The sequence below is a fragment of the Psychromonas saccharinae genome (genome assembly GCF_051201515.1).
GTDB lineage: Bacteria > Pseudomonadota > Gammaproteobacteria > Enterobacterales > Psychromonadaceae > Psychromonas.
Window position 1 is genome coordinate 635,117 of sequence record NZ_CP195153.1, and the last position, 24,006, is coordinate 659,122.

Here is a 24,006-nt window from a genome sequence, read left to right on the forward strand (position 1 = left end):
AATGATTACACAAGAAAAGGATCCATATATGGAGTCAGTTACAAAAAGAATTGGAGTCTTAACTGCTGGTGGCGACGCTCCCGGGCTTAATGCGGCTTTACGAGGGCTTGCAAAGGCAGCCCAAGATAATTATGGCATTGAAATAGTCGGTTTTTTTGATGGTTATAAAGGCTTGGTTAATAATAATGCAAGGTTAATGGAGCATGCTGATTTCTCCGGTATTCTTCATGAAGGGGGCTCTTTTTTAAGAAACTCTAGAGAACGGCCCTTTAAAGACGAAGCAAAAGTGCAAAAAATGATAGCCAATTACCACGAATGGAATCTTGATTGTTTAGTTGTCTTAGGTGGTGGTGGCACGAATAAAAGAGGGTTTTGGCTAACCGAGAGAGGATTAAATGTTATTGGTTTACCGAAAACAATTGATAACGACATTTTTGGTACAGATATTACTTTTGGATTTCATTCCGCGTTAGAATTTTGTACAGATGCTGTGGATCGACTTCATACAACAGCAGCGTCACACCAACGTGTTATTTTAGCTGAAATTATGGGGAATAAAGCCGGGTGGCTTGCCTTATATGCTGGGATTGCAGGCGGTGCAGACGCAATTATTCTGCCTGAAATGCCCTATGATATTCAAAAATTAAAAGCACATATCGATAACAGAATGAAAAACTCCCATTCACAATTTTGTGTTATTGTCGTGGCTGAGGGCGCAAAGACACCCGAAGAAGCAGAATTAACCAAAAAAGAACTTAAAAATAAACGCAAAGAAGAGAAAATAAGTGCAGCTTATCGCGTTTCTCGTGAATTAAATGCAATCTCCAATTATGAATCTAGAGTCTCTGTGCTCGGTTATTTACAACGAGGAGGAAGTCCAACGGGGTATGATCGTGTTTTAGCGACACAATTCGGTGCAAAAGCCGCCGAGCTGCTTTATCGTGGAGAGTATAATCAATTAGTTGCGGCAAAGGGATTAGAAGTGACTTCTGTACCTTTAGCTGAGGTTGCAGGGAAAACCAAATTTGTTCCCAAAAATCATATAGCGGTTCAATCAGCAAAACAAACCGGTATTTGTTTTGCTGATTAAAAACCTCAGAGATATGTAGGCTCCTGATTTCTTCAATATTTATATAGGTAGAAAGGCGGAGCTGTTGAGCTCTTTCATTTTCAGCTATTTCAAGCGGTTTTTTAATATCAGGCCAAGTGTATCAATACTTGGCCATTAAAGTCCTTGCTCAACTTTAATCGAAATTGAATTTATCTATCCGCTGAATAGGGATCTTCTGCCAGTATGTAAGCACGTAAATCAGCTTTTTGATCTTGGCTGTTTAACCACTGACGAAACTCCTTTGCCTTCTGGTAATTCTCTTCACCAAACTTTTCTAAATAGATATCAGAAAAATGGCTAGTAGCTGTATTTTGTTTAATCTTCGCTTGCCAAAAATTGGTGAGCATCGCATTTAATGAGCCGGCTAAGCCTTCATTTTTTAATAGTTCCCATTCACCTTTATCAAGCCAAACACCACCTACTTTCGTACTATAATCAATACGATGTTCATTGGTTGCTGAAATTCTAAATTTACGCATTATGATGCCTGAAGATGGGCAGATTAATGCTTTTTTAGTATCGGAAACTTCAAGTTCTTCAAAGCTAATATTTTCAGAAAAAACATAATTAGGATTTCTTTCTTTCCATGCAACATAGTCTTCGATTAAGATCCAGTTTCCGCCACAGGAGGTGCAATAATGTGCTCTAAACTCACCTTCTAAAAATGTTGGCTTTAACTCGCCATTATGACAACTTGTACAATTCATACGCTTCCTTTTTATATAATTAATTTAATCGCTAACCATGTCACTGGGATTAAGCGTATTTTACCATAACATCTTATCTTCTCGATGATAGTTCCGAGATAATTGTCCAATGTTGTTGTATTTGCTTAACAATAATAGGTTTAGCATGGGGAGCATTTGTTTTATCTGAGTTTGATAAATTTTCTAATAACCATGAATCAGGCCATCCATCCCAAACGCCAGTAATACAATTAAGATTGATTTTAAGGACAGGACAAACTTCACGCCAAAGTATTTTTTCTGCTTCGACTAAAGAACAGTTGTTTTCCGATAAAGTTCGAAGGATATAATGATAAGTTACATTATCAATCTCTGTATCTAGAAACAGCTCTGATAATGCTCTCCAGATATTTAATTTTTTTATATCGTCCAATATAGCTCCAGTATTGATTGCATTATATACCCGTTACCATTCAAGATGCAGAAATCAGCAAGACGAGAGGTGAGCAGATTCTAGGCATAAAGGTGAAGATCTAACGGGTTAAATCGAGACTTTATAACAACGAAGATGTTTGCCTCTCGTCTTGCCCTGCGGGTCACTAGCTCGTTTCTTATAAACCATGGCAATACTGCGTTATAACATTCGATAAGGGCTAGCCATTAAAGATGTAAAGTCTTGTTTTTACATCTACCGATAGAGGATTAACGCAGTTAATCGCTCGAAAGGTCATCATGTTACGCCTTGCCTTGGTATCCGAGCTAGTGACTGATAAACGCATCTTGATTGGTAACGGGTATATGTAAGATAATAATTAAAGGAACAGACAATTAATATTAGGGGCTTATATGGCCCCACCGAGTGTTAAAAAGAAATTACAAACAAAGTTAGATGCTTAATGTAAACCCAAGCGGCTCAGGGAATAAAATGTTATATAATCATTTTTATTACCGCTAGTTAAAATGCCAAACCAAGCAGAAGATTTGCCTCTGTCTGAACAATCCCTTCCACCGAGCGAATTTTCCCCAGTAGTGCCCCAAGCAATGATAGGTTTTCCGCCTGTATCTCCGCAATAAGATCCCAATGACCATTGGTATGATAAACCGAGAGTATCTCTGGAAAGGCCTGTAGATCATGCAACACATGTTCTTCATCCTTAGCCTCAACTAATATACTCATCATTACCTTAACAACCTCTTTTTCAGCCTCTTGCTTGAGCTTGAGTGTGTAACCGAGAATTATCCCTTTTCGCTCAAGTTTATTAATTCAGTTTTGTACTGTCGCAGAAGATACCTTTAGTTCTTTTGCCAGGTTGACCACGGGCATGCGTGCATTTTTTCTAAAAAGAGTGAGAAGTTGTCTGTCGGTGTTATCCATCGTGTCTATTGTATGCATTAGATAAAAGTCAATGGCTGTCCAACTCTTTCAATTTTTTTAGAAAGTCTTATGGGGTTTCACCAACCAAGTAAGCGCCTTCAGGTCTTTCATATTCTACATAATCTTCTTTCGGGCTCTGGGTCATTCTATCGTTAATTTCCACCATTATTTCCATTTCATCTGTTGGCATGTAACCCCTTTTTTGAGTTGTAGACCAAGTGATCGCCGCGCCAGCATCAGTAATAGTGCGGGTAAAACGATAGGCTTGCTCTACCTCAAAAACAAGGTCCGCGCTTGAACCGCTCCATGAGTCTCTAATTGGAAACCATGCATGTTTAAGAGCATAGCTACTACTGTCATAAGTATCCCAGGGCGTTGCCACCATATCTGGAATCGTATACTCCTCATAAGCCCAAGAATTAGGTGGGGCGCCCTGACCTAAGGGGGTGACATGACCACTGGTGAAGTCCGTATATTCATTATTTACAGCATGTTTTACTATTTTATAATCAGTTTCATCGTCATCATCTAGCCCATCGGTATCAACATAAAGGTAATTACCATCGTCATCGGTAAAATATGTTTTATTCTTATTAACGGCAATTGCCAGTGTTGAATCGACACTGCGTAGCATGGCAATAAAATCTGATAAATCTCCGGGTAATTTACTGACATTGTCTAACCAATAACCATCGACTAATCCATCAAAACGCTCTGCATAGCCTAATACTAAATTACGCCAAGCAGCTCCTTCGTCACCATCCCATTCTGAGTTATAGTAGGTTTCCCATGCTTCTTGAATCTCTGAGTCACCACGTTCAGAGGCCATTGAAGGGCCTGCTGCATTTAAGTACAGAATGACCTTGATACCGGCCTCTCGGTAGATATCAATAACATCAAAAATTATTTGTTCATTTGCAAGTGTTGGCACCATATCGGGATGAATCGCAGCAACGTCAACATTGTTGTTATCTCGCAAGGTAAACAGGTAAGCATGGGCTGGGTGGGTGAAAGAAGTGATCACATGCCCAACTGAGGGGATGTTTGCAACAATCTCATTTGCACCCGCTACCCAATCGGAATTATCTGCAGAGGCATCTAATTTATAACCGCCATCTACTCTCTGGGTCACACCCCAAGAGCCAGCTAACCAATTGGCGTTATATTGGCTATATGTAGAAGCTTCAGTAGTAGAGGTCGACTCACTCGATTCGCTACCACAGCCCCAAAGACTAGCCGTCGTCATAAATAGCAGTACGGTCAATTTTATTTTATTTTGTATCATCATAGAGTGCTTATTCAGGTATATGTCTGGCCAATCTTTCTCGATAAAATTAATGATAACAATGTTACCTTTAATTTCATAATAGCCGCTGCTATTTAAAAATGTATATTTAACGCTGGACAAATATTGGAGTCACTTCTGGAGCAGATAACGGCTTGTTTACACAACCAATCATGAAAAGCGGCTACAAACTGAAATTTAATCCAGAACTTAATTCCGGATAGAGGGATCCGTAGAAAGCAAAGTCAGTGATATACAACAACTCCCAGTTATCAGTTGACTGTTCTTTCTGCATGGAAATCTCAACGAGGTGATAGCTTCCTTTATTTTTATTTGCTTATCTAACTACTTAAGCAATTTAGTTGAAATTTTTAGCGAGCGATTTGTAAGCTCTTCTAATTTCATTTTTATCAACGTGTGCTAATGCAGTTTTAATAACATCTGTATCAAAGCCTTCTTCATTAATAACGTAGTGCTTGTTAGTGCTCTTAAACCGTATGAAACAAGCTGTCCTTCAAAGCCCATAGTTGAGAGCCATTTGTCCTTACTTGCAGTTGTAATCCGTCACCATCAGATAATGTGTATTCTTTTTCTTTAGGCTTAGCTTGTTTTACTTGAGTATTATTTAAAGGAGTTACTGTTTTTGCCATAATGTACCACCAAAAAATAAGATAATTTGCCGTTGGTACATTAAAACGTGGTTGTTGCAATACTTGCTCGAATTATAGAGACACCGAACTACTGCTTAAGCGTTGATATTACTGGATTGGTGGACTTCTGTGGACGTTACTGGAAGAAAAAGTGGTGGCCCCTCCCAGACTTGAACTGGGGACCTAACGATTATGAGTCGTGTGCTCTAACCAACTGAGCTAAGGGGCCAAATTTTGTATTTCTGCCGAGCTTGCTCTAACCATCTATTATCAGGCTAGGCTAAGGGGCCAAATTTTGTATTTCTTTCGAGCTTACTCTAACCATCTATTATCAGGCTAGGCTAAGGGCCGAATTTGTGGAGCGATTATATAAGCTTCAAATTTCCCTGTCTAGTCAATGTGGTGTGTTTGCCTATTAATTCAGCATTGTTTTGACTGGAATTGCATATATTGATAGTTAGGTATTAATTTTAGGCTTAAAAAATCCCGACGAGGCAGAATTTAGTAGCAAATATTACTTATTTGTCTAGGAAGCTGCGTAGTTGTTTACTGCGATTTGGTTGACGTAATTTATGGTATGCCTTTACTTAATTGTATCGTTACGGCTTTTATGAGTTACAGAGCGAATTGTTTTAGGCATAAAAAATCCCGCCGAAGCAGGATTTAGTTTTTCATTGTTAAGCAATAATACTTATTCGTCTAGGAAGCTACGTAGTTGTTCACTGCGGCTTGGGTGACGTAGTTTACGCAGTGCTTTGGCTTCAATTTGACGAATACGTTCACGCGTTACATCGAATTGTTTGCCCACTTCTTCAAGTGTGTGATCGGTGTTCATATCGATACCGAAACGCATGCGTAGTACTTTCGCTTCACGTGCAGTTAAGCCTTCTAATACATCGTTTGTTGCATTTTTAAGGCTGTCACTTGTCGCACAATCAACGGGTAGTGAAATAGTGGTATCTTCAATGAAATCACCTAGATGTGAATCTTCATCATCACCAATTGGGGTTTCCATTGAAATAGGTTCTTTCGCTATTTTCAATACTTTACGGATTTTATCTTCCGGCATCATCATTCGCTCAGCAAGTTCTTCTGGCTGAGGTTCACGACCCATTTCCTGTAACATTTGACGAGAGATACGGTTAAGTTTATTAATCGTTTCAATCATATGCACTGGAATACGAATTGTACGTGCTTGGTCAGCGATTGAACGTGTGATTGCCTGACGGATCCACCACGTTGCGTAAGTTGAGAATTTGTAACCACGACGATATTCAAATTTATCAACGGCTTTCATTAGACCGATGTTACCTTCTTGAATTAAATCTAAGAATTGTAATCCACGGTTGGTGTATTTTTTAGCAATCGAGATAACTAGACGTAAGTTTGCTTCTACCATTTCTTTTTTCGCGCGACGTGCTTTTGCTTCGCCGATGCTCATATTGCGCGAAATTTCTTTTAGATTTGAAATAGTGAGGGCACTTAGTTCTTCAACGGCTGCCATTTTTCGAATACAACGTTCAAGATCTTCAGTAAACATCTCGATACGTTTTGAGTAGTCGGTATCACTTGCTAGGATGGCATCTAACCATGCTCGGTTAGTTTCATTGCCTTTGAAAAGGGCAATAAATGCTTTCTTAGGCATTTTGTTTTGTTCAACACAGATTTTTAACGCTAAACGCTCTTGAACGCGTACGGCATTCATTGATTCACGTATAGACGTTACCATACGGTCAAATTGTTTAGGGATCAGTTTGAACTGTTGGAAGAATTCAGCTTGTTCTGCAATGGCTTTGCGTGTTTTAGCATGACCACGGCCATTTTTTTCAATTGAATCTTCAACAACTTTATTTAATTTGCGTAATTCGGTAAATTTTTCTTTTGCTTCTTCAGGACAAGGACCTTTTTGTTCTTCGTCTTCATCCTCATCATCGCTTTCATCTTCATCGTCGTCATCTGAACTATCTGCATCTTTTAATTGTGCAGGTGTTAATTCTGAACCGATGTGTGTAGCGCTCACTGCTTGAGTTATTTCATCGTTAGGATCGACAAAGCCACTGATTAAATCAGTAAGTTTCATTTCTTCAGCTTCGTAGCTATCCCAGTTATCAAGTAAGCCAGTAATTGTCGCAGGGTATTCAGAAACTGAGTTCTGAACTTCTTTGATACCTTCTTCGATACGTTTAGCGATAACTATTTCGCCTTCACGTGTTAGCAGTTCAACTGTCCCCATTTCTCGCATGTACATACGAACAGGATCAGTCGTACGACCAATTTCGGATTCAACGGTTGCTAATACCTGTGCTGCGGCTTCAACTGCATCTTCATCCGGGGTTTCATTACCAGCCAATAATAATTCATCAGCGTCTGGCGCAGTTTCTACAACACGGATACCCATGTCGTTAATCATTTGAATGATATCTTCAACTTGCTCTGACTCAACAATATCCTGAGGCAGATGGTCGTTGACTTCTGAGTAGGTTAAAAAGCCTTTTTCTTTACCCTTGATAATGAGCTCTTTGAGCTGTGATTGAGGTGTTTGAGCCATAGATACCGTCCAAAATAGATTGCGAATTATAAATGTTGTTGAAAAAAAAATTCGAGCGCTGGATTATACACTGAAAATGAAAATTTTTCCAGTTACATTAATTTTGTTTTTGTTCAATAAGTAGTGAGATCAGTTGTTTTCTTTCTTCGTTAGTTAATCCTATCCCTGACCGCTCTTTTTGTTTTAACTGTTCAATTTTATTGTTGATATGCATATTTAAGAAACTTTCGAGTGTGTCAAAAAAATAATCTTCATATTTGTTATCAGCAATATTATTTTGCCATATGGCTAATTTATTGAGTTGCTTGTATTCTGGCTTTTCGCGCCAATGCTCAAGTAATTGACCTGTAGTAATAGTGGGGCTTATTCTGCAAATATCAAGTAATGAATTTAATAAACTCAATCCTGGCAATTTCATTTCTTTGAATTCTGGGAATTCTGGAATGCCATAGGCTACGTTAGGATGCTGCAATAGGATTGAAATAGCTAATCGCATAGGTGTTGCTTTTTGCTTTTTCTCGTTATTGTTTGTTTTTTGCGGATCAGGTAATAGTTTTTTTAATCCATCTTCATCCACGCCTAGTAGTACGATAAGTCGTTCTTTCATCATTTGCCTAAAGACGCTTTCAGGCATTTTGCTGATTAATGGAATTGCAAGCTGTGCAAGTTTAGCTTTGCTGTCGCGGTTACCCATATCCACTTGGGTCAATAGGTGTTGAAATAGAAACTCCGAAAGCGGTAGTGCTTGCTCGATCAAGGCTTCAAAGGCTTGTTTGCCTTCTTTTTGTATAAAACTATCGGGATCTTCGCCATCGGCAAGGAACATAAAGCGCAATGTGCGACCGTCTTGTATATAGGGAAGGGCATTTTCTAATGCACGCCAAGCGGCTTCACGACCGGCTTTATCCCCATCGAAACAGCAAACAACTTCGCTGGTCTGACGGAAAAGTATATTAATATGATCCGGAGTTGTGCTGGTACCGAGTGATGCGACGGCGTAATCAATGCCAAATTGCCCTAGTGCAACAACATCCATATAGCCTTCAACAACTAAAATGCGTTGTATATCTTTGTGGGCTTGTTTTACCTGATATAAGCCATAGAGTTCTTTTCCTTTATGGAAAATAGGTGTTTCTGGTGAGTTAAGGTATTTAGGTTCTTCATTATCTAATACGCGGCCACCAAAGCCGATAACACGTCCACGTCGATCATGGATAGGAAACATTAAACGATCACGGAACCGATCGTAGCTACCGCCTTTGTCTTTGGCGATTAACATACCGGCGTCAATCAATTGTTGTTCACGTTCTTTGGAAAGTGCAAAACGTTTACGAACTTCGTCCCAGCCATCGGGGGCATAGCCAATTTTAAAATATTTAGCCGTTTGACCTGATAAACCACGATTTTTAAGGTAGCTAATAACGTCCTGACTTTTAGGATGCTGACGTAACTGTTGCTGATAAAAAACGGTGATATCAGCCATTAATTGATAAAGATCTTTTCGGTCGACGTAGGGTTTAGCTGGTGTGTTTCCGGTGCCGGTTTCTTCGTACTCTATATCAATAGATTGCAGTTCAGCTAATGTTTCAATGGCATCGACAAACTCAACGCCATCGTATTCCATGATAAATGTAACGACATTACCACTGGCCCCACAGTTGAAGCAATGGTAGAACTGATTGTTACCACTAACTGAAAATGATGTTTTGTTATTACCATTATGAAATGGGCAGGAAGCGCGGTAATTAGTGCCTTGTTTTTTGAGTTTTAAACGGCTATCAATAATATCAACAATATCAGTACGTGCGATTAAGTCATCGATAAAGTTTTTTGAAATACGTCCTGCCATTTTCTTAATACCTTGATCTTGTCCACTTTCTGGTGGCAAATTGATACATTATACCAATTGTATTAAATATATGATCTAAATTTTGTTCAGTAAATATGATTTAGTTCGAGGTGAAAGTTGATGTAAATTGTGTCTCATTTACGACGTTTCAACAAAGAAATAAACTACCAGTAAAATAGATCAGTTAATTATTCCGATTGGTATGAATGCTTAAAGCAATACCCATTTAAGTAAATAACTCATTTATCTCAATTTTAAATTAAAGGGAGATCAGTGGTTAATTTTGTGATGATAGATATTTACTTAGATTGATATGACTGTGTTTATTTTAATTAGTTCAGTATACAAAAAAGCCCCAGACTTACGGATAAGTATGGGGCTGTATTGCTTACGAGAGATTGGTTTAAGCTAAAGCGGCTCTTACAAGCGCACTCACTTCTCCCATATCTGCTCGACCTTGAATATCTTTTTTGAGTAATCCCATCACTTTCCCCATATCTTGCATGCTGCTAGCACCCGAAGTGCTGACGGCTTGTTCGATTAAAGTTTTCACTTCATCTGAGGTTAGTGGTTGTGGGAGAAACTCTTGCAATATCGCAAGTTCTGCCTTTTCCGTGTCTGCAAGATCGATTCGATTCGCTTTTTCAAATTGAGAAATAGAATCCTTTCGTTGTTTAACTGCTTTGATAACCACAGCCGTAACTTGGTCATCATTGAGTTCAACGCGATCATCAATTTCAATTTGTTTTATTGCTGCCAACAACATACGGATAGTCCCTAAACGAGATTTATCCTTCGCACGCATTGCGAGTATTTGTTGTTCTTTTAATCTTGCTTTTAATGACATTTCTAAGACCCTTTTCTAGTAATTAGTAAAGGCGAACTCGACGTGCATTTTCACGAGAAAGTTTTTTCAGGTGACGTTTAACTGCTGCTGCTTTAGCACGTTTACGTACTGTAGTTGGTTTCTCAAAGTACTCACGTTTACGAGTTTCTGCTAAGATTCCTGCTTTTTCACAAGAGCGTTTAAAACGACGAAGTGCAACGTCAAATGGTTCGTTTTCACGAAGTTTAATTACTGGCATGTGCCTATTACCTTTATTGGTTACGGTCATCAAGTGACCAGTTCATTTAAAATGGTGCGAGATTTTAATCCTATTTAGGGGGAAAAGTAAAGGATTTGTGTATTAAATATCGTGAAATATATTAAAAGATCTACAAGATCTTTGTTCGAGGGTGTTGTTAGTAAAGGTTTCATAGGATCTTTACGAAAAAATACCCTGTTAATATTCATTTTACGTTAAACTGGCGCCAATTATTTTTATTTACTCTCGATATAGGAACATTTGTCATATGCGTATTTTAGGCATTGAAACTTCATGTGATGAAACTGGCATCGCTATTTACGATGATCAATTAGGGCTGTTATCGCATCAATTATACAGTCAGGTTGCTTTGCATGCCGATTATGGTGGTGTGGTACCTGAACTTGCTTCACGCGATCATGTACGAAAGACAATCCCTTTAATTAAAGAAGCGATGGCTGAAGCAAATTGCAGCAAAGATGATATTGATGGTATTGCATTTACAGCAGGACCGGGATTAGTTGGTGCGTTATTAGTGGGCGCCTGTATTGGTCGCAGCTTAGCATTAGCTTGGGATAAACCTGCAATTGCTGTTCATCATATGGAAGGGCATTTATTGGCTCCGATGCTTGAAGAAAATCAACCTGAGTTTCCTTTTTTAGCCTTATTGGTTTCCGGTGGTCATACCTTGATGGTACAGGTTGATGATATTGGCGAATACAAGGTACTAGGAGAGAGTATTGACGATGCGGCAGGGGAAGCTTTCGATAAGACGGCTAAATTGTTAGGGCTTGATTATCCTGGTGGACCACGTTTATCTAAAATGGCTGAGGATGGTGTCCCCGGGCGTTTTGTGTTCCCAAGACCGATGACTAATAAACCGGGGTTAGACTTTAGCTTCAGTGGGTTAAAAACATCGGCTGCGATTACGATTCAACAGGAAGGGAATGATCCGCAAACCCAAGCAGATATCGCCTTAGCATTTCAAGATGCGGTGATCGATACGGTTGCAATTAAATGTAAACGTGCATTAAAACAAACGGGGATGAAGCGCTTAGTGGTTGCGGGTGGTGTGAGTGCGAATAAATCGTTACGTGAGCAGTTAGCTCGATTGATGAAATCATTGGGTGGTGAAGTGTTTTATCCACGTAATGAGTTTTGTACTGACAATGGCGCGATGATCGCTTATGCGGGAATGCAACGCTTGAAAGCAGGGCATTTTCAAGATTTAAGTATTGGCGCAAAACCACGTTGGCCACTTGAAGAGTTAGTCAGTGTGAAAGCCTCACTCTAGATTGCTTATTTCTGCATCTTGAATGGTAACGGGTATATAAAAAAGGAGCGAGATGATCGCTCCTTTTTGTTTTAAGCTGTTAATACCATTGGCATCATTAACTGGCACGTAATTGTTTTGCCGCTTCTACCATGTTTGTCAAAGCGGGACGGACTTCCTGCCATTGTCTTGTTTTAAGTCCACAATCGGGGTTAACCCACAACTGTTCAGTTGAAATTCGTAGGGCTGCTTTTTCCATTAAGGTGATCATTTCTGTGCTGGTTGGAATATTTGGTGAATGAATATCATAAACTCCTGGTCCAATTGCATTGGGATAATTAAATTCTTCAAACACATCAAGTAGTTCCATATCTGAACGAGAAGTCTCAATGGTAATCACATCGGCATCCATATCTGCGATTGATGCGATGATGTCATTAAATTCCGAGTAGCACATATGAGTGTGGATCTGGGTTTTATCATTCACACCATTGGCGGTAATTCGGAAAGCTTGAATTGCCCAGTCGAGGTACTCTTTCCATTTTGAACGATGCAGCGGTAATTTTTCACGTAGGGCTGCTTCGTCAATTTGGATAATATCAATCCCCGCTTTCTCAAGATCTAAAACTTCATCTCGGATCGCTAGCGCAATTTGATTACAAATGGTTTGAAGGGGTAAATCATCACGTACAAATGACCAATTTAAAATAGTCACCGGACCGGTTAGCATCCCTTTTACTTTTTTGTCCGTTAATGATTGTGCATATTGTGCCCATTCAACGGTCATTGGTTGTGGTCGAGAGACATCCCCAAATAGTACAGGGGGTTTGACACAACGAGAGCCGTAGGACTGCACCCAACCAAATTGAGTGAAGGCAAAGCCATCGAGTAATTCTCCAAAATATTCAACCATGTCATTACGTTCTGCTTCGCCATGAACTAATACATCAAGGCCAATGTTTTTTTGTTCTTCAATACATTGAGCAATCGAATTTTGCATGCTTTCTTTGTATTGTGCCTCGGTGATTTGACCCAAACGTTTTGCTTTGCGTGTTTCACGAATATCGCTAGTTTGTGGAAATGAACCTATCGTGGTGGTTGGGTAACTCGGTAAGTTTAAATATTGGTGCTGAATGGCAGCTCGTTCGCGGTACGGTTTTTTACGTTGGCCTAGACCCGGGGTGATTTGTTCAACGCGGGTTTGAACAGAAGGATTGTTTACGCGAAGACTGTTATGTCGATTTTGAAGCGCAATACGGTTGTCGTTTAATACGTCGCTGATTACCTCAATACCTTGATTTAAAGCGATCCCTAGTAGACTTAATTCTTGTAGTTTTTGAGTTGCGAAAGCGAGCCAAGATTTAATTTCATGATCCAGTTTTTGTTCACTTTCTAAATCAACGGGAACATGTAATAGGGACGATGTGGGGGCAATCCAAAGGCGATTTTGTAATTGTTGATGAATCGGCGTTAACCAAGATAACGTTTCGTTAAGATCTGTTTTCCAGATATTAGTACCGCTAATCACCCCTAATGATAATACTTTATCTTTGTTTAGGAAGTTGATAGCTGGTGCGATTTCATGCTGTGCTTTGATTGCGTCAAGATGTAAACCTGCAACGGGCAATTCACAGGCAAGTTGTAAATTATTTTTTAGCTCACCAAAGTAGGTGGTTAATAATAATTTTATATCAATCGGTTGTAGTGCTTGATAGGCCGTTTGTAACGCTTTTTGCCATGGTTCATCGATTTCTAATACAAGGATAGGTTCATCAATTTGTACCCATTCAATACCTTTTTCTTTGAGTAGGGTAAGCAGTTTTGTATAAACCACAAGTAGAGCGGGTAATAAATCTAATTTATTGCTGTCATCCTTTTCTTTACCGAGCCATAGGTATGTCACTGGGCCAATAATAACCGGTTTAACATTCACGTTGATCGATTGTAATTCTTCAATTTGTTTAATTAAATTTTCAGGGTGCAAGGAAAAAGTCGTGTTGCTATCAAATTCAGGCACGATGTAATGGTAGTTGGTATTGAACCATTTGGTCATTTCACCGGCTTGTGTTTCGCCACTATGGTTATGTACAGCAGAGCAACAACTTTGTACTTGGGAGCGGCCACGTGCAACTCGGAAATAGTTATCTAGGGAATTGTCATCTTCACTTTGTTTTGCACGTTCTGGAATATTGCCGACTAAGAAGCTGGTATCAAGCACTTGATCATACAGAGAAAAGTCACCTGCGGTATGCAAATTCAATGAAAGTTTTTGTTGGTCTAACCAATTATGTCGACGTAATTCACTTGCTGTCGTTTGTAATTGTTGTTCTGTCATTTCACCTGCCCAGAATTTTTCTTGGGCAAATTTTAACTGGCGTTTGTCGCCAATGCGTGGAAATCCTAAGTGGTGTAATTGTGTCATGTGTTGTTTCTCATCTTTGTTATTGAAGTCGATGGACATTGTATTTACAATCTAACATGAAGAATAATGATGAATTTGCGCAAATCTATGAGGATTTTTCATAATGATTGAATCAGCACATCTTAAAATCATGATTGCATTACAGGAAAAGGGAACCTTAACCCAAGCAGCAGATGCGTTGTGCCTTACTCAATCAGCCTTATCTCACCAGATACGTTATCTTGAGAAAAAGTTAAATGTGAAATTATGGCAACGTTGCGGACGACGATTACGATTAACACCCGCAGGCGAATTGTTATTGCAAGCTGCACTCCAAGTGGTGCCTTTGTTAAATCAAACGGAGCAATCCTTAAAAGCGTTCGGAGAAGGATTGCAGGGCGTGTTGCGTATTGGTGTTGAATGTTACCCTTGCCATGAATGGTTAACTCAAGTGGTCGGAGATTTTTTACAACTGGCCCCCAATATTGATATTGATATTATTCGTCAGTTCCAATTTTCAGGACGAGAAGGGCTGTTAAATCATCATGTTGATTTGCTTATTACACCGGATATTAGTGAGCATGGGTTATTACAACATATCTCATTGTTCGACTATGAATTGGTTTTATTGATTTCAGAAAAACATAGCCTGGCAGCACAAGATAAAATAACGGCCAAACAACTTGAAAAAGAAGTGTTGTTTACTTTCCCTGTTGAACAACAACGCCTAGAAGTTTTTAGAAGTTTTTTATGGCCAGAAAAAGCACAACTAAAATCACATAAGCAAATAGAGTCTTTAGCCATTATGTTACAGATGGTAGAGCATCAACGAGGCGTTTGTGTGCTCCCACAGTGGTTAGCGGATAGTTACAGTGAGCAATATAAAGTTAAGCGTTTACGTTTAGGTGAAAAAGGTGTTTTCAGTACGCTTTATGCCTGTATCAAAACAGAAGATAAAGCGGTGCCTTATATTAATGAGTTTATTAAACTTGGGAAGGTTAGTCCGCTTTAGTTGCGTGATGTTTTATGGCAAAGGCGGTGAGATCATCAATCGATAATGGCTTAGCATAATAGTAGCCTTGATACAGGTCGCAATTTGCTTCTTGTAAAATATTAACCTGTTCGATAGTTTCAACTCCTTCGGCTAATACCGACATACCTAAGTTTTTACCCATTGATATGATGCTTTTTAACATCTCTTTTTCTGTTTGTTGTTCGGTAATATGGTCGACGAAACTTTTATCAATTTTTAACTCATCAAAGGGGACTTTTTTAAGCATACTTAAGGATGAATAACCGGTACCAAAATCATCTAAGGATAATTGTATTCCGTGCTCTTTCATTTGATTAAAGATAGGTAGTAATTGAGCGAGGTTTTCAATGAATAAATTTTCGGTGATTTCAATGGTAATCGAATTTTTATCTATTGCGTGGTAAATACAAGCCTGCAGTAATTTTTTCATAAAACTACTTTGCATAAATTGTTTTACGGATACATTAATAGATAGTTTAAAGTCTAACTTTTGTGTTGTTTTTAGCGCTGAAATTTCGAGCATGGCTTTATGCATGATATATAAGCCTAATTCAGGCATTAGTCCTGAATTTTCAGCAATTTTTATAAACCTATCGGGCGGGACAAAGCCAAGTTTTTTATTGTTCCAACGGACTAATGCTTCTACACCAAATAAACGTTGTTGATTGTCTAGTTGAGGTTGATAGACAAGACTAATTTCATTATTTGCAATGGCACTATGTAATTCTTGTTCAATTTCGGTGTTATACATTAATTGATCATGTTTTTCTTTCGAATAAAAATGGTAATTATTTTTACCTTGTTTTGCGATAAACATGCTGTTGTCTGCATAACTTAATAAATTTTCAATATCTTTTGCATCATAGGGAAAACGTGCAATACCAATGGAACAAGTAATTTGAAATATATTGTTTGCGATGTAGTAGGGCAAACTAATTATTTTTAGTAAGTATTGTGAATATTCTTCAATTAAGTCTTTATTATTATTTTGAATTAAGATGATAAATTCATCGCCACTATAACGTGTTGCGATACCAGTACTTATCGCAATATTATTTTTTAAACGCTCTGCTACTTCGATAAGAATTTTATCACCGTAACTATGCCCAAAAGTATCATTAATATTCTTAAAGTTATCTAAATCTATATATAACAAGACCAATGGTGTTTCGGTATTTTTTTGTTGCTCATGAAAATATTTTTTGAGAAGCAGGTGGTTCGGTAATCCCGTTAATGAATCATGTTCAGTTTGATGAGTTAGTGCATTTATTTTCGATTTTTCAACATTATTTATCCACCGGAAAAAGAGGTAAATAGAGATGATGATTAATAAAAAAATCAAGCTTGAATAGATGACATAATTTTTGAATGGCGATAAGGCCGTTGTATAGGGTATTTTTGCTGACACCCAAAGCTGATAATGACTATTGTAACTAATGGTATACAGCCAGGTTGTAGACGATAAGTTACGTGTACCTTGAATAAAAGGCTCCTCATTAAAGGTCTTTTTATTAGCTTCAAGTTGCGCCTTTAACATGGTCATTTCATGTTGGAATAATTTATCTTCAGTAAGTGGTAAATTATAATACGGATTATTTTTTGAAGGTGGCGACTGAGTTTGTAGAATGGGATACAAGCCATTATTAAGTGTGACGTTAATGATATTTTCTGATGTATTAATATCGTTTAATTTTTGATATAAATTGTCAAAATTGATTCCCGTAGAAATGACTGCGACAGTTTCTCCCTGTTGATTAGTAACTTTTTTGCTAATTGGTAAAATCCATTTTTCTAAACTTTTTTGTACGTATGCACGACCGATGACGATGCGATTGGTTGTCATGACTTGTTCAAACCATTGTTTTGTATTTGTATCGGATTTTAAATTTTCAAAGTTGATGTTTGCGAGTGTTGAAAATTCCAACTGTCCCTGCGGGGAAAAGATCCAAATATCAATCAGCATAGGATTGATTTTGAGTACCGTTTTAAAGGTATTTAAATTTAACTTCTTATTTTGTAGGTATTCTTTGCCAATCAGCACATCTAATGTTTCATGTTCATTGAATAATGCATTAAGGGTCTGTTGGTATTGGTTAATCAGATAAATTTGTTCTGTTTTAGTTTCATTTAGTACGGTGGCATATTTTTGATTGAGGGTACTACCAAATACCACGCTTAGTACAAAAACAATAAAATAAAATAAGAGCCAAATATCTTTTTTGAATTTTTTCACAATGCTCTATTACCTTTATTTATTTGTTTTATCTGTATTTTTGCCATGCGAGGTATATGCCCATTAGATTTGCCTCGTCATTACAAGTATTTGGTTGCTTTAATTTGTTGTTTGTTAAATCGTAATCGGTAAATATTATAAAATGTGTGAAATATAATAAATTAAATATAAATGATAGTCGCTATTTTGTCGTACCTTGTCAGTTTATCTGCATTTTCTTCATGCTGAAACACTATTTAGAGTGTCTGTAATTTCTTTTCCTATAGATGTGTGTTATTAATTTCTTATTCTGTGACTGCTGTTGGATTTCTGTATTAACATGAGACAAAACTTTTTTCTTTTATTTTTATTTTTATTGTTTCTTTTTCAATCATTTATAAAAATATAGATAGAAAATGATATAAATCAAGCCTATCCCCCCTTGGAAAAAGGTAAATTACCCACCATTATGATCGAAGTGAGAAACTTTTTCGTCTATAATGCTGCCCATAGAATTAAGTGCAACAGAAAGTGTGTACGTAAATAAGTCAGCGTGATAGTTAAGCTTAAATGCTCAAGTAATAAATTCAAAAATATACAAGTTTTTAAATTAAAATATGAGGACACATCATGTCAGTAAAAAAAATGGTTGATCTAGATTTAGCCGGCAAACGCGTATTTATCCGTCAAGATCTTAACGTTCCTATTAAAGATGGAAAAGTAACTTCAGATGCACGTATCCGTGCTTCTATTCCTACAATCAAACTAGCGTTAGAAAAAGGCGCTAAATTGATGATTACTTCTCACCTAGGTCGTCCAACTGAAGGCGCTTCTGCTGAAGAAAATGCTGCTTTCTCTCTACAACCTGTTGTTGATTACTTAAATGAAGCACTTGATGTACCTGTACGTCTTGCAACTGATTACTTAAATGGCCTTGAAATCAATGAAGGCGAAGTTGTTGTACTTGAAAACGTTCGCTTTAATAAAGGTGAAAAGAAAAACGACGAAACATTATCTAAACAACTTGCTGCATTATGTGATGTTTACGTAATGGACGCATTTGGTACTGCTCACCGTGCACAATCTTCTACAAATGGTGCTGGTGTTTATGCTCCAATCGCATGTGCGGGTCCACTACTAGCTGCTGAACTTGAAGCACTAGGTAAAGCAATGGATAACCCAGCACGCCCATTAGTTGCAATCGTTGGTGGTTCTAAAGTTTCTACTAAATTAACTGTACTTGAGTCTCTTTCTAAAGTGGCAGACCAACTGGTTGTTGGTGGTGGTATTGCTAATACATTTATCGCAGCTGAAGGTCATAATGTTGGTAAATCATTATATGAAGCAGATTTAGTTGAAACGGCTAAAAAATTAATGAATGAATGTGCTATTCCAGTTGCGACTGACGTTGCATGTGCAAAAGCGTTTGATGAAAATGCAGAAGCAGAAATCAAAAATGTTGCAGACGTTCAAGACGATGACATGATCTTCGATCTAGGTCCAGATAGCACAGCGGTACTTGCTGATATCATTAAAAATGCTAAAACAGTACTTTGGAATGGCCCTGTTGGTGTATTCGAATTCAAAAACTTTGAAGCAGGTACTGCGGGTATTTCTAAAGCAATTGCTGAATCTGAAGCCTTCTCTGTTGCAGGTGGCGGTGATACATTAGCGGCAATCGACAAATTCAATATCGCTGCAGATGTTTCTTACATCTCTACTGGTGGCGGTGCATTCCTTGAGTTTGTTGAAGGTAAAAAATTACCTGCTGTTGCAATGTTAGAAGCACGTGCTAACGACTAATTAAATATTGAAAAAGCGAGATATTATCTCGCTTTTTTTTGCGTGTTTTTCATTACTTAATTGTGTAAAATGCGCTACAGAATTTTAACAAATTTAATTTAACTAAAAATAGGAAATACATTATGTCTAAGATTTTTGATTTCGTAAAACCAGGAGTTATCTCTGGTGATGACGTACAAAAAGTATTTGCAGTAGCAAAAGAAAATAGCTTTGCGCTTCCTGCTGTTAACTGTATCGGTAGTGATTCAGTAAATGCAGTATTAGAAGCTGCTGCGAAAGTTAAATCTCCAGTAATCATTCAATTCTCTAACGGCGGCGCTGCTTTTTACGCTGGTAAAGGCGTTAAAGTTGAAGGCGCACAAGGTGCTGCTATTTTAGGTGGTGTTGCAGGCGCTAAACATGTGCACGCTGTAGCTGAAGCTTACGGTGTACCCGTTATTCTTCATACTGACCACGCTGCTAAAAAATTACTTCCTTGGATTGACGGATTACTAGATGCTGGTGAAGCATTCTTCGCAGAAACTGGTAAACCACTATTCTCTTCTCACATGTTAGATCTTTCTGAAGAAACGCTAGAAGAAAATGTTGAAACATGTGCTAAATACCTAGGCCGTATGGCTAAAATGAACATGACAATCGAAATTGAATTAGGTTGTACTGGTGGTGAAGAAGATGGCGTAGATAACTCTGATATGGATGAGTCTGATCTTTACACTTCTCCTGAAGATGTTGCTTACGCATACGAAAAACTATCTGCTGTTAGCCCTCGTTTCACTATTGCTGCTTCTTTCGGTAACGTGCACGGTGTTTACAAACCAGGTAATGTTAAATTGACTCCAACTATCCTACGTGATTCACAAGCTTATTGTTCAGAAAAATTCAACCTACCTACAAATTCAATTAACTTTGTATTCCACGGTGGTTCTGGTTCTACTGAAGCTGAAATTAAAGAATCAATTGGTTACGGTGTTGTTAAAATGAACATCGATACTGATACTCAATGGGCATGTTGGGATGGCGTTCGTACATACGAATCTGCTAACCATGATTTCCTACAAGGTCAAATTGGTAACCCAACGGGTGATGAAGCGCCAAATAAAAAATACTACGATCCTCGTGTATGGTTACGTGCTGGCCAAACATCTATGGTTACTCGTCTTGAAAAAGCGTTTGCTGACCTTAATTCAATCGACGTACTATAATTTAAAATGTGAAGCCTGTAAGGGGCAATACATTTAAAATTAGAGCCAGCTTCATTGCTGGCTTTTTTTCGTTTTAAATTTGAGTTTGCTATTTCGTTATTATATTCAATATGTGAACTGAATTTTGCGTAGGGAAAATGACTTATACCCGTTACCATTCAAGATGCAGAAATCAGCAAGACGAGAGGTGAGCAGATTCTAGGCATAAAGGTGAAGCTCTAACGGGTTAAATCGAGACTTTATAACAACGAAGATGTTTGCCTCTCGTCTTGCCCTGCGGGTCACGAGCTCGTTCCTTATAAACCATGGCAATACTGCGTTATAACATTCGATAAGGACTAGCCATTGTCATCATGTTACGCCTTGCCTTGGTATCCGAGCTAGTGACTGATAAACGCATCTTGATTGGTAACGGGTATAGTGAGAAGAAGTTAATATAAATGGTTGTTGCCTTTATGATTTTCCAATAAATAAGCGATTTTAACCGGTAAAATAGGGCTGCTAATTATTACAACGGGTATTAGTCTTTGTTACTGATATCTCTATGCCTTGATCATGGCTGTTAGAGAAACCCATCAATTGACTTTTAAAAGGAGTAAATAAACGCATTAGATGATTAATAAAAGGTTGAATGCGTTCTAATGAGAAACTGGTTTCTAGACTAAAATAGGAACTTAATTGCTCTGGTGTAATATGAATGGTGAGATAGTCATGCTCGCTAATTGCATTGAGTGAATAGCCCTTCGGTGTAAAGATAAATTGATCAATTAACATTTGCGAGAAAAAGTGTGTAAGCGATAAACTCGATTCAATATCTTCAGTTGATGCTTTTCCTGTATATAATAACTCAGCAAAAGGGCCAGATAATCCATGCATCATGACTATTTGTTTGTTATTTAAATCCTGTTGTTTCAATTTCCCGAAGAAAAATAGATCGCCTTGGTATTCTTCTGTCCAGTGTCTTTGTATCCCCTGTAATGCCAAATTTAATTGTAATGAATCCTGCTTAAAATTGCTTTTTTGTAAGTGAGGTTGAATCGCTTGATGACGTTGAAAGAGCAAAGCTTGGATATTATCTTGAGAATAATGATGTTGAAAAAACAGCGCGGCTTTAACGAGATGAGTATTACCACAGGTAATTAAAATAAACCGGTCTTGCCAAACAAATAAACTCGATTCTGATAATAAATACGCACAGACATGGGAGTTGTTAATTTTCGATAGAATAAAAGCGCCGGCTTGAGCGACGAGCTCATGCCAAAAATTTTCGGGAAAGGAGAGTAGGTTGTTTTGTTTTACGATGATCTCTAACCGTTTTTCACTGCCTTCGTAAAACATTGAGTGCCTGCCATATCAATAGAAAATCCCGCTGTATTCTAGCGTTATTACAGACATAAAAAAACCGCTATAAAGCGGTTTTCTACGGTATTTTATGGTTTATTTAGCGAGTACCAAATACCACAATGGTTTTACCGTGTGCAGAAATTAATCCCTGCTCTTCTAGCATTTTAAGAATACGACCTACCGTTTCGCGTGAACAACCTACGATTTGGCCTATTTCTTGTCGTGTAATCTTAATTTGCATTCCGTCAGGGTGAGTCATTGCATCTGGTTGTTTTGCAAGATCAAGTAACGTATTTGCGATACGACCTGTTACATCTAAAAATGCTAAGTTACCTACTTTTTGGCTTGTAATTTGTAGACGGTTAGCCATTTGACGAGAAAGACGCATTAAAATATCAGGGTTAACCGTAATTAACTGATTGAATTTTTTATAAGATATTTCAGCAACTTCACATGAGGTTTTAGCTTTGATAGAGGCACTACGAATTGGGTTTTCTTCTTTTTCAAATAAGCCTAATTCGCCCATAAAATCGCCTTGATTCAGGTAAGATAAAATCATCTCTTTACCTTCTTCATCTTTAATCACAACTGCAACGGAACCTTTTACGATAAAGTAAAGTGTGTCAGCTTTTTCACCAGCATGAATAAGCATACTTTTTGCTGGGTATTTGTGAGTATGACAGTGTGATAGAAACCATTCTAATGTAGGGTCAGCTTGAGGTTTTGTTATAATCATAAATTTCCCTTAGTTTGATACTGAATAGCTTATTTGCTATCTCTCGTTGTTTTGATCTTTTCAACATGAGTTTTTGTTAGAAGTTCAATTGTATCTCTTTTTTCGTGTGGCTAATAACATTTATAATGTAATGTTTAGAAAGAAAGTAGATCTACGTCATAAAGTATAGTTCTTTTATATTTTTCTGATTTTGAATAGTTATAAATAAACATATTATTTTGACTGCTAGTGATTGTTTGCTTGTTTATTGATCAGTTCGTGTTTAATTGTTGTTCTATTTGGTGCTTGTGGATTAATGTAACACTTTCCGAAAGTTGTGAATATTGGATAACAACACTTCCTTCTTTTAATTGTTGCAGTACATTTTCAGTTTTTTCTGATAAAGAAAATTCCATTTCGCCATAATCGGTTCCCTCTCTTAAAATAAATGACTCGATTAAGTTATTGAGTGTATCGGGTTGTAAATCTTTGTAGGAAATGAGCATATTAAGTCCTATTAAAAATAGCTGTCAGGGGCAGTTTCGAGCTACGAAGTTAATAGCTCGAAACGCGTGACCGAAACAAACTACGGATTTCTGCCAAATTTTGAAAAGTCTGGCTTACGTTTTTCGTTAAATGCGTTGCGACCTTCCTGGCCTTCTTCGCTCATATAAAACAGCATAGTGGCATTGCCGGCAAGTTCCTGTAAACCGGCTTGACCATCACAGTCTGCATTGAGTGCCGCTTTAAGGCAGCGTAATGCCATTGGGCTATTTTGGAGGATTTCACGACACCATTTTACGGTTTCTTTTTCTAGGTCAGTGAGCGGAACGACGGTATTAACTAATCCCATCTCTACCGCTTCTTGCGCATCATACATACGGCATAGGAACCAGATTTCACGGGCTTTTTTCTGGCCAACGATACGGGCCATGTAACTCGCTCCCCAGCCGCCATCAAATGAGCCAACTTTAGGACCGGTTTGCCCAAATTGTGCATTCTCTGCCGCAATGGTGAGGTCACACATCATATGCAACACGTGTCCGCCACCCACTGCATAGCCTGCGACCATTGCAATCACAGGTTTAGGGCAAGTGCGAATTTGGCGTTGAAAGTCTAATACGTTGAGGTGATGTCCGCCGGTTTCATCTTTATAGCCAGAGTCGCCACGGATACTCTGATCGCCGCCAGAACAAAAGGCTAAGTCTCCCGCACCCGTTAGAATAATAACGCCAATTTTATCATCGTAGCGTGCATCATGAAGTGCCTGTAGCATCTCATCGACGGTTTTAGGGCGAAATGCGTTACGTACTTGGGGACGGTTAATGGTTATTTTCGCGATACCTTCGGCTTTATGATAAATAATATCAGTAAAGTGCTGGGAATTATCTTGCCAAGTAATTGGAGCGTAAAAATCTGATTCAGTCATGCGTA

The 24,006-nt window shown here is 38.1% G+C and carries 21 protein-coding genes, 1 tRNA gene and 2 pseudogenes; 5 read left to right on the plus strand and 19 right to left on the minus strand.

The genetic code is table 11. The features are described from left to right. Positions 1-28: 28 nt before the first annotated feature. Positions 29-1,090: a 6-phosphofructokinase gene (locus ACR30L_RS02860; RefSeq protein WP_435236542.1), complete on the plus strand. Its 1,062-nt coding sequence runs from the start codon at positions 29-31 to the stop codon at positions 1,088-1,090. A 170-nt stretch (positions 1,091-1,260) separates the two neighbouring features. Here ACR30L_RS02860 and ACR30L_RS02865 read toward each other — a convergent pair whose 3' ends face one another. The 13 genes and pseudogenes from ACR30L_RS02865 to rpsU form a co-directional block, all read right to left on the minus strand. Then, positions 1,261-1,818 carry a zf-TFIIB domain-containing protein gene (locus ACR30L_RS02865; RefSeq protein ID WP_435236543.1) on the minus strand — a complete coding sequence of 186 codons (558 nt, stop codon included), beginning with the start codon at positions 1,816-1,818 and terminating at the stop codon, positions 1,261-1,263. A gap of 73 nt (positions 1,819-1,891) precedes the next feature. Next, entirely contained in the window at positions 1,892-2,230 is a 339-nt protein-coding gene (locus tag ACR30L_RS02870; RefSeq protein ID WP_435236544.1) for a DUF7079 family protein, read from the minus strand. Positions 2,231-2,752: 522 nt separating this feature from the next. Next, positions 2,753-2,977 (minus strand): Lrp/AsnC ligand binding domain-containing protein, encoded by a 225-nt coding sequence (locus tag ACR30L_RS02875; protein ID WP_435236545.1) that lies wholly within the window; start codon positions 2,975-2,977, stop codon positions 2,753-2,755. Between the two features lie 84 nt (positions 2,978-3,061). Then, positions 3,062-3,190, minus strand: a complete 129-nt coding sequence (locus tag ACR30L_RS02880; protein ID WP_435236546.1) for an AsnC family transcriptional regulator — start codon at positions 3,188-3,190, stop codon at positions 3,062-3,064. Positions 3,191-3,239: 49 nt separating this feature from the next. Then, positions 3,240-4,460: a hypothetical protein gene (locus ACR30L_RS02885; RefSeq protein ID WP_435236547.1), complete on the minus strand. Its 1,221-nt coding sequence runs from the start codon at positions 4,458-4,460 to the stop codon at positions 3,240-3,242. Positions 4,461-4,641: 181 nt separating this feature from the next. Beyond that, positions 4,642-4,773 (minus strand): annotated as a pseudogene (locus ACR30L_RS02890) (DUF2787 family protein); the annotation flags it as partial. Positions 4,774-4,842: 69 nt separating this feature from the next. Next, positions 4,843-4,991: pseudogene (locus tag ACR30L_RS02895) on the minus strand (integrase); the annotation flags it as partial. Then, complete coding sequence (locus ACR30L_RS02900; protein WP_435236548.1) at positions 4,946-5,107, minus strand: integrase arm-type DNA-binding domain-containing protein; 162 nt, start codon at positions 5,105-5,107, stop codon at positions 4,946-4,948. The gene ACR30L_RS02900 and the pseudogene ACR30L_RS02895, both read right to left, overlap by 46 nt. Before the next feature lie 152 nt (positions 5,108-5,259). After that, positions 5,260-5,336: transfer RNA gene (locus ACR30L_RS02905), tRNA-Ile, on the minus strand. A gap of 462 nt (positions 5,337-5,798) precedes the next feature. Next, positions 5,799-7,655 carry an RNA polymerase sigma factor RpoD gene (gene rpoD / locus ACR30L_RS02910; protein WP_435236549.1) on the minus strand — a complete coding sequence of 619 codons (1,857 nt, stop codon included), beginning with the start codon at positions 7,653-7,655 and terminating at the stop codon, positions 5,799-5,801. 97 nt (positions 7,656-7,752) lie between these two features. After that, entirely contained in the window at positions 7,753-9,504 is a 1,752-nt protein-coding gene (gene dnaG, locus ACR30L_RS02915) for a DNA primase (protein WP_435237864.1), read from the minus strand. 403 nt (positions 9,505-9,907) lie between these two features. Beyond that, the gene (locus tag ACR30L_RS02920) at positions 9,908-10,351 is read right to left on the minus strand and encodes a GatB/YqeY domain-containing protein (RefSeq protein WP_435236550.1); all 444 of its coding nucleotides are present in this window, start codon (positions 10,349-10,351) and stop codon (positions 9,908-9,910) included. Positions 10,352-10,373: 22 nt separating this feature from the next. Next, a complete protein-coding gene (gene rpsU, locus ACR30L_RS02925) occupies positions 10,374-10,589 on the minus strand; it encodes a 30S ribosomal protein S21 (protein ID WP_015464331.1) in 216 nt (71 codons plus the stop codon). A gap of 268 nt (positions 10,590-10,857) precedes the next feature. Between rpsU and tsaD the strand changes: the two genes are divergently transcribed. Further along, positions 10,858-11,883, plus strand: a complete 1,026-nt coding sequence (gene tsaD, locus ACR30L_RS02930) for a tRNA (adenosine(37)-N6)-threonylcarbamoyltransferase complex transferase subunit TsaD (protein WP_435236551.1) — start codon at positions 10,858-10,860, stop codon at positions 11,881-11,883. A gap of 97 nt (positions 11,884-11,980) precedes the next feature. Here the strand turns inward: tsaD and metE are convergent, their stop codons facing one another. Next, a complete protein-coding gene (metE, locus tag ACR30L_RS02935; RefSeq protein ID WP_435236552.1) occupies positions 11,981-14,284 on the minus strand; it encodes a 5-methyltetrahydropteroyltriglutamate--homocysteine S-methyltransferase in 2,304 nt (767 codons plus the stop codon). Positions 14,285-14,387: 103 nt separating this feature from the next. On the opposite strand from metE, the gene ACR30L_RS02940 reads away from it, so the two are divergent. Beyond that, positions 14,388-15,275 carry a LysR substrate-binding domain-containing protein gene (locus ACR30L_RS02940; RefSeq protein WP_435236553.1) on the plus strand — a complete coding sequence of 296 codons (888 nt, stop codon included), beginning with the start codon at positions 14,388-14,390 and terminating at the stop codon, positions 15,273-15,275. On the opposite strand, the gene ACR30L_RS02945 is transcribed toward ACR30L_RS02940, so the two are convergent. Then, entirely contained in the window at positions 15,262-17,529 is a 2,268-nt protein-coding gene (locus ACR30L_RS02945) for a bifunctional diguanylate cyclase/phosphodiesterase (protein WP_435236554.1), read from the minus strand. The two genes, ACR30L_RS02940 and ACR30L_RS02945, sit on opposite strands and share 14 nt — an antisense overlap. Positions 17,530-18,138: 609 nt before the next feature. Here ACR30L_RS02945 and ACR30L_RS02950 point away from each other — a divergent pair. Both ACR30L_RS02950 and fbaA read left to right on the plus strand, forming a co-directional pair. Further along, positions 18,139-19,311 (plus strand): phosphoglycerate kinase, encoded by a 1,173-nt coding sequence (locus tag ACR30L_RS02950; RefSeq protein ID WP_435236555.1) that lies wholly within the window; start codon positions 18,139-18,141, stop codon positions 19,309-19,311. 122 nt (positions 19,312-19,433) lie between these two features. Beyond that, positions 19,434-20,513: a class II fructose-bisphosphate aldolase gene (gene fbaA, locus ACR30L_RS02955; RefSeq protein ID WP_435236556.1), complete on the plus strand. Its 1,080-nt coding sequence runs from the start codon at positions 19,434-19,436 to the stop codon at positions 20,511-20,513. A gap of 501 nt (positions 20,514-21,014) precedes the next feature. Here the strand turns inward: fbaA and ACR30L_RS02960 are convergent. The 4 genes from ACR30L_RS02960 to menB all read right to left on the minus strand — a co-directional run bounded on the left by ACR30L_RS02960 (position 21,015) and on the right by menB (position 24,001). Continuing rightward, on the minus strand, positions 21,015-21,851 hold the full coding sequence (locus ACR30L_RS02960; RefSeq protein ID WP_435236557.1) for an S-adenosylmethionine decarboxylase: 837 nt from the start codon (positions 21,849-21,851) through the stop codon (positions 21,015-21,017). A 103-nt stretch (positions 21,852-21,954) separates the two neighbouring features. Next, positions 21,955-22,593, minus strand: coding sequence for a cAMP-activated global transcriptional regulator CRP (crp, locus tag ACR30L_RS02965; protein WP_435236558.1), 639 nt, complete (start codon positions 22,591-22,593; stop codon positions 21,955-21,957). Between the two features lie 251 nt (positions 22,594-22,844). Next, positions 22,845-23,078, minus strand: coding sequence for a YheU family protein (locus ACR30L_RS02970; protein WP_435236559.1), 234 nt, complete (start codon positions 23,076-23,078; stop codon positions 22,845-22,847). An 80-nt stretch (positions 23,079-23,158) separates the two neighbouring features. Beyond that, positions 23,159-24,001: a 1,4-dihydroxy-2-naphthoyl-CoA synthase gene (menB, locus tag ACR30L_RS02975; protein WP_435236560.1), complete on the minus strand. Its 843-nt coding sequence runs from the start codon at positions 23,999-24,001 to the stop codon at positions 23,159-23,161. Positions 24,002-24,006 lie beyond the last annotated feature (5 nt).